The organism is Flavobacterium sp. HSC-61S13 (assembly GCF_024171535.1).
Lineage (GTDB): Bacteria > Bacteroidota > Bacteroidia > Flavobacteriales > Flavobacteriaceae > Flavobacterium.
The window spans coordinates 23,347-30,088 of record NZ_JALJZV010000026.1 but is presented as its reverse complement, the minus strand read 5'-3'; the positions used below and the strand labels follow the sequence as shown (position 1 = coordinate 30,088).

The 6,742-nt window shown below is 39.2% G+C and carries 7 protein-coding genes; 6 read left to right on the top strand and 1 reads right to left on the bottom strand.

Annotated elements, in window-relative coordinates; all coding sequences use genetic code 11:
• Positions 1-582 precede the first annotated feature (582 nt).
• Positions 583-1,116 (top strand): hypothetical protein, encoded by a 534-nt coding sequence (locus L1275_RS16205; protein ID WP_253475920.1) that lies wholly within the window; start codon positions 583-585, stop codon positions 1,114-1,116.
• 476 nt (positions 1,117-1,592) lie between these two features.
• Here the strand turns inward: L1275_RS16205 and L1275_RS16200 are convergent, their stop codons facing one another.
• Entirely contained in the window at positions 1,593-2,000 is a 408-nt protein-coding gene (locus L1275_RS16200) for a helix-turn-helix domain-containing protein (RefSeq protein ID WP_253475899.1), read from the bottom strand.
• 167 nt (positions 2,001-2,167) lie between these two features.
• Here L1275_RS16200 and L1275_RS16195 point away from each other — a divergent pair, with 167 nt between their 5' ends.
• The 5 genes from L1275_RS16195 (at position 2,168) to L1275_RS16175 (ending at position 6,741) form a co-directional block, all read left to right on the top strand.
• Positions 2,168-2,857 (top strand): response regulator transcription factor, encoded by a 690-nt coding sequence (locus L1275_RS16195; protein ID WP_371923508.1) that lies wholly within the window; start codon positions 2,168-2,170, stop codon positions 2,855-2,857.
• Entirely contained in the window at positions 2,847-4,214 is a 1,368-nt protein-coding gene (locus L1275_RS16190; protein WP_253475896.1) for an ATP-binding protein, read from the top strand. The genes L1275_RS16195 and L1275_RS16190 overlap by 11 nt, the downstream gene beginning before the upstream one ends.
• Before the next feature lie 179 nt (positions 4,215-4,393).
• On the top strand, positions 4,394-5,101 hold the full coding sequence (locus L1275_RS16185; RefSeq protein WP_253475893.1) for an MgtC/SapB family protein: 708 nt from the start codon (positions 4,394-4,396) through the stop codon (positions 5,099-5,101).
• An 11-nt stretch (positions 5,102-5,112) separates the two neighbouring features.
• A complete protein-coding gene (locus L1275_RS16180) occupies positions 5,113-5,547 on the top strand; it encodes a magnesium transporter MgtE N-terminal domain-containing protein (RefSeq protein ID WP_253475890.1) in 435 nt (144 codons plus the stop codon).
• A gap of 87 nt (positions 5,548-5,634) precedes the next feature.
• Positions 5,635-6,741 (top strand): efflux RND transporter periplasmic adaptor subunit, encoded by a 1,107-nt coding sequence (locus tag L1275_RS16175; RefSeq protein WP_253475887.1) that lies wholly within the window; start codon positions 5,635-5,637, stop codon positions 6,739-6,741.
• Position 6,742: the final 1 nt, after the last annotated feature.

The window sequence follows — 6,742 nt, the reverse complement described above, 5'->3', positions numbered from 1 at the left end:
TAGGTGATTACATTAAGATCGCAAAGAATTGACTATTAAATATTTACCTTTTTTATTAACAGTCAGTTGCGGATTTATGGGTCCTCTCGCGTGGTATATATCAAATAAAAAACTCTCAATCCTGTTGAGAGTTTTGTGTTTACAAAGACAGTTTGTCTACAACAGTAGGTCTTCTGACTTCCGTAAAATAGAATTAGGTTTTTTGTATATTACTTGCGTTTTTAAGAGAGGAATATATGTATATTGATTTGCCACACGAAAGGATTGACTTCGTCGAATCTTCGATTTCGTGCGGCAGCGGGGGGATTCGTGCGGCAGCGGGGGGATTCGTGCGGCAGCGGGGGGTCTGTATGGAAATGATAATACTGATTCATCAAATGAATAGGTTAAGCATACTTATAAAAGTTATCATACCAGAATAATACCTTATACAAATTTGCCTTATGATGTAGTTCCTACATTGAAAGATACTGTTTTACTTAAAAGTAGGATTAAAAGTGCTGACTGGAATAGAGTTAGTACTGATGATTCGTTAAAAATGTCAAACAAATCAAGAATGTTGAACAAAAAATACAAGTTAGAATGAAAACAGTCAATTACTTTCTATTATTAATGTTTTTATTGATTTCCATATCGTGTAAAAAGGATAGGGATGAAATGATTCTTTTTGAAAAGTATAAAGGTATCAAACTTACAGAAAAACGCTCTAAATTATCAGAGAATAGTATTAAATATGCTTTAGTGTTTCCTGATACAGTAAAAGTAAATCAAGCTTATGAGGCGATTTTTAGATTTTCAAGTGATTTTGATAATATTGTTGAGCCAATGGTAGATACAGTTAATTTTAGGACCATTACATTTAATTATTACCTCCCAATTAAGATTGGTAATAAGATTGAAAATCACGATATAGTGTTAAAAGACTCAATTTTGATTCCCAATAAACTATTTGTTTTAGAGAATGTTAGATTTACTGAAAAAGGAAGTTTTGTGTTTTTGGCATTAATTGAAGATCGTATTATGTATAATTTCTATAATGATTCTGGGAAACGAGATTCTATACATTACGATAGGAAAATTCAGGAAATTAAAAAGAAAGTGGTTGTAATTGATTAGTTTCAACATCCGCTTCTACGCTACCGCGCGAGTCCACCCCGCTACCGCGCCCCCACTGGTTTGCAAGTATTAAAAATCTCCAGATACGCTACTGCGCGAGTCCTCTCGCGTGATCTGCATTATATACAAGAACTCTCAATTATGTTGGGAGTTTTGTGTTTACAAAGGCGGTTTATCGATAAAAGTAGGTCTTCTGATTATGTCAAAATAGATCAGGTTTCTTCGTATATTACTACTCTTTTTATGAAAATGCATTGATATTGTTAGTTTTGCCACACGAAAGGACTGACTCTGTCGAATTTTATTTGGAGAGGTGGCATAGTTTTTTAAGTACCACACGAAAGGATTCGTGCGGTAGCAGGGGAGTATTAAAAATCTCCGGATACGCTACAACGCGAAATCGAAGATTCGACGAAGTCAATCTTCTTGCCCAAGGTAGTTATACCAATACCCTGAAAAATCAATTTGAAAACCTCCTATTTATTGCGTTCGATTAATTGTTCTAATTTCTGCATCATCGCATCTTTTTCTTGAAGCATACGTTCGTAAAGCGCAATTTTTTGCTCGTGGATTTCAATGATTTTATCCACGGGATGAAAAGTAGGGTAGTTACTTATAGCTGCTGAATTATCGTGAAAAATGTTGGAGATAATATTTATAGCCGATTCTTCATCAAAATTTTCAATAGCTTCTACGGGTATCTTGAGTATCTCAGACACCTGACGTAAAATACCAACTTCTATATCTTGTTTTTGTTCGAGTACCGATATTTTTTTCTGATTCCAGTCCTCACCGAGTTCAAAGGCCAAAGCCTCTTGCTTGATACCGAGCATTTCACGGAAACGTTTTATATTTCGACCTTGATGTATTTTTGACTGTGACATAGTACGAGCTGTTATGCAATCAAATATAGTATTTTTAGTTTAAAAATACCAAGTAGGCTTGGGAATAAAATACCATTTTAACAATCGATATCTTGTAATACGCCAAAACTTAGCATGAAAAAGCTAGAGTGTTGGGAATTAAAGAAATATCCTTTTACCTTTGTATAGTGATAAAGATATTAGTAATAGAAGACGACACCCGCATGGCGGAATTGCTCAAGCGCGGTTTAGAGGAGCAGGCCTATGACGTTACCGTGGCCTATGATGGGTTTATGGGGCGCAAACTGGCTTTGCAGCATGCCTATGACCTGATTATAACCGATGTGATTCTACCGCAGATCAACGGTATTGACTTGTGTAAAGAATTAAAGCAGCACTTGCCACAAACTCCGATTATCATGCTGACGGCTTTGGGAACTACCGACGATAAGGTCGAGGGTTTCGATGCTGGAGCGGAAGACTATTTGGTCAAACCCTTTGAGTTGCGAGAACTGCACGTTCGCGTTCGCGCTTTACTCAAGCGTTTTGATACCAAACACAAACCCGTGTCCCACCTGTTGACCTATGCCGATTTGGAATTGGATCTCCACGCCAAACAATTGAAAAGGCAAGGAATTGAAATTCATCTGACACCCAAGGAGTTCAATCTGTTGCAATACATGATGGAACATGCCGAAAGAGTCTTAGCACGCACGGAAATTGCCGAGAAAGTGTGGGATACCCATTTTGATACCGGAACGAATTTTATCGATGTGTACATCAATTATTTGCGCAAAAAAGTAGATCGTGATTTTGATAAAAAACTAATCCATACCAAAGCCGGTATGGGCTTTATCTTGAAGGCCAATGAAGATTAAAATCCGTTTGACCATATTATTTACCGTATTGGCAGTGGCGATTTTGCTTGTCTTTGCTGCGGTACTCTATTGGTCATCGGAAAAGAGTCGCGAGAAAGAATTTTATTTGGTTTTACAAAAGGAAGCCATTACCAAGGCCAACCTTTTTTTAGGAGCACAGATCTCTCCCGAAACCCTACATCAAATTTACAGCAACAACAGACAAATACTACACGAAGTGGAAGTGGCGGTTTACGATACCTCATTTCACTTGCTGTATCACGATGCCGTTGAAATCGATATGGTCAAGGAAACCAAGGCTATGGTCGATGATATTTATGAAAAAGGGTCTCTAAAATTCTATCAAGATCGCTGGCAGGTGATCGGATTGAAGTACCGTTTTAACAATCAGGATTATGTGGTTACCGCTACGGCTTTCGATGAATACGGTTTTAAAAAACAACAAAACTTATTAAAAAACATACTGTTGATGACTTTGGTATCGACGGTATTTATTTTTGCCGCGGGATATTTTCTGTCCAATCGCGCTCTAAAACCCGTTCAGGATATCATCGATGAGGTCAATAAAATTTCGGTAACCAATCTGGATTTGCGCATCAAGCCACCGCGTTATAAAGACGAATTGTTTCGCTTGGGACAAACCTTTAACGCCATGCTCGACCGATTGGAAGACTCGTTCGACGCCCAAAAACAATTTGTTTCCAATATCTCCCACGAATTGAGAACGCCATTGGCAGCGATTATCGCCGAATTGGAATTGTCTCAACGGCGCGATTTAACGGTTGATGAATATGTGAGTACCATCAACAACGCCCTACTAGATGCCGAGCGTATTGTCAAATTGTCCAACAGCTTGTTGGACTTCGCCAAAGCGCATTATGACCGCTCGGAAATAGCCTTTAAAGAAATACGGGTTGATGAGGTTTTGCTAGACGCCTGTCAGCAATTACAGCAATCGCAGGCGGACTATAAAATCCACTTGAATTTTCAAGAGGACTTGGAATTGGAACAATGGATTTCGGCCTATGGCAATCCGTATTTACTTCAGGTGGCTTTTGTCAACTTACTGGAAAATGCCTGTAAATTTTCAGACGACCATCAATGCAGTGTTTTGATCTCGTCAGACGAATCGGATATGACGGTCACTTTTACCGACCGAGGTATCGGTATCGCTGCTGAAGAGTTGGAACATATATTCACGGCTTTTTACCGAGGCAGTACGGCCAATTCTTTTGCTGGAAACGGGATTGGACTTTCGCTGACCAAAAAAATCATTGAACTTCATCAGGGACAAATCAACGTGGTTTCTCAAAAAAATCACGGAACCACCTTTACCATAACCTTACCGCATCTTTAATCTCTAATGAGATTCTAATTTTTTTCTAAGGGCTTTCTAACAGCCTCTTTTTTGTGTATCCTATACATTTGCAACATCAAAAAAATAAACATGGAAGCAGATCCCAATAGGACGAAATTTAATTAGTTAATCAAAATCATGACGCAGTTGTGTTTTTGATGAAACACAAAAAAAGAGTTATGGTTATTACAGAATTTATTTTCCGATTAACATTGGCGTTTATATTGGGAACCTTAGTTGGAGCCGAACGCCAATTCAGACAAAAAAGTGCAGGACTTAGAACCAATACCTTGGTTGCCGTTGGAGCGGCTAGTTTTATACTGCTTTCCCTTTCCCTTACGGGTATAGAGGGCGATCCATCTCGAGTGGCGGGACAAATCGTAACGGGAATTGGTTTTCTCGGGGCGGGAGTCATCATGAAATCCGGGATGAGTATCCGCGGACTTAATACCGCTGCCACCATTTGGTGTTCCGCCGCTGTGGGCTCCTTATCGGGTGCGGGACTATGGCAACAAGCGGTTTTCCTGACCTTAATCATTGTCTTTATTCACATCAGTATGCGAGCACTGGGAAATCGAATCAATCGAATTTCCTTCGCAAAAGTAGATTCTAATGAGCCCTTGTATCAACTGATAGTCGGTTGCAAAGAACAAGTGGAGAATCACGTCAGAGTATTGATGTTGAGTGCTTTGAAAAACGAACCCAATCTACAACTTCGCTCTTTAAAGAGCAGTGATAATGGCAATCCTGCCTATTCCTATTTAACCTCAGAAATTTTAGCAAACGGTAAAAATGACGAAATGATGGAGCGCATTGCGCGACGATTATCATTGGAATATGGCGTTTCTGAAGTGAGTTGGGAAGTAATCAGTCATGTAAATGAATAAAAGCAAAGACTATGAAAACAGCCAAAACAATCACCAAAACACCGAGTACGTGGATTGCTGGATCTAGTCAGATCGATCACCTATTTCAAATTGTTCCCCTATTAAAAAAAATGCCGGTTTCCGAGATCAGCGATGTACTTGCGATGGTTGAAAACAGCCTGTTGAAGCAACTGCTAGAGGAATTTGACAGCGAAGTCCAGGTATTGATATTCATGCACTTTGATCTGGAAAAGCAGTTGTCCTATTTTCAGGCAATCACTAAAAAACAATTTTCGGAATTGTTTGAAAACATGAATTCAGAACAGCGAAGCAGTTGGTTTCAAATATTGACCGAGCAGGAGCAAAATGATTTGTTGCCGTTTGTCGTACAGCGAACGGGAGAAAAATTGATTTCGTGGAGTTATTATAAATCGAAAAAAGCGTGCAAGAAAGCACCAGCATTATAAAAGAATTCAAGGAAATAAAATCGGACGAGAACGCGTCCATTCAATTGATAAATTCAAAACCATTATTTCACCAAAAACAGAGTTACCATGATTAAAAAAGTACTAGTTGGAGGATTATGTTTTTTGTTTGCCTTCTGCAAACAGAAACCAATTTTAGAAGAAGAAGCGCCCTTTGAGGTTTCCGATCAGATTATAACACTTCGGGAGGGGTCCAATGTGAAAACAAGAATAAAAACGGCTAAGGTCAGTCAAGAGGAATTTAGTTTTCATTTAGTTACTGCTGGAGTAGTCACGACCATTCCAAATAATTATGCCGAGATCGCTCCCCCATTTGCTGGGAGAATTCAAAAATCGTTTGTTCGCGTAGGGCAAAAGGTACAAATAGGTACCCCACTTTTTGAAATTAGTTCACCGGATTATTTTGAAGCTCAAAAAGATTATTTCGAAGCCAAGCAAGAGTTCAAACAGTCAGAGCTCAATTTAAAGAGACAAAAAGACTTGTTGAAAAACGGAGTAGGTGTTCAACAAGAAGTCGAAGAGGCTGAAACGGAATTTATAACTAAAAAAGCCACGATGACACAGGCAGGGGCGGCGCTAAAAATATTTAGTATCGATCCGGATCAGGTCGTTTTGGGGCAACCGCTAATCGTTCGCGCACCTATTGCCGGTGAAGTGGTGAGCAATATGATTGTTCTGGGCCAGTACATTAAAGAAGATGCCGAGCCTATTGCTATTATCGCCGCTTTGGAAAAAGTGTGGATCGTTGCTAAGGTTAAGGAAAAGGACATCAAACATTTGTCCAAATTACATCAGGTTCATATTGAACTATCGGCCTATCCAGACCAATCGATTGTAGGGACTATCTATCACATCAATGAAATCGTTGATGAAGAAACCCGAAGTGTTGAGGTGATGATTGAAGTAGAAAATCAAGATCGCAAGTTAAAGCCGGGTATGTATGTCAATGTCAACTTTATGGACAAACCCGAAGAGGTCATTTTTATTCCAACCAAAGCGTTGATGCAAGATGAAGACAGTTCGTTTGTTTATGTAAAAGTGGCGGAAGATCAATACCGACGACAAAATGTAGTCAGCGCCGGAAGCTCGGGAGATAGAACCATTATTATAGATGGCTTGACTACCGACGCTGAGGTAATCAGTGAAGGCGGAATATACCTATTACAAGCCAAATAAA

What these genes read in the sequence shown, in the direction of transcription:
- L1275_RS16205 (WP_253475920.1), top strand. Translation starts at nt 583, where the DNA reads ATGAAAACAGTCAATTACTTTCTATTATTAATGTTTTTATTGATTTCC.
- L1275_RS16200 (WP_253475899.1), bottom strand. Translation starts at nt 2,000, where the DNA reads ATGTCACAGTCAAAAATACATCAAGGTCGAAATATAAAACGTTTCCGT.
- L1275_RS16190 (WP_253475896.1), top strand. Translation starts at nt 2,847, where the DNA reads ATGAAGATTAAAATCCGTTTGACCATATTATTTACCGTATTGGCAGTG.
- L1275_RS16185 (WP_253475893.1), top strand. Translation starts at nt 4,394, where the DNA reads ATGGTTATTACAGAATTTATTTTCCGATTAACATTGGCGTTTATATTG.
- L1275_RS16180 (WP_253475890.1), top strand. Translation starts at nt 5,113, where the DNA reads ATGAAAACAGCCAAAACAATCACCAAAACACCGAGTACGTGGATTGCT.
- L1275_RS16175 (WP_253475887.1), top strand. Translation starts at nt 5,635, where the DNA reads ATGATTAAAAAAGTACTAGTTGGAGGATTATGTTTTTTGTTTGCCTTC.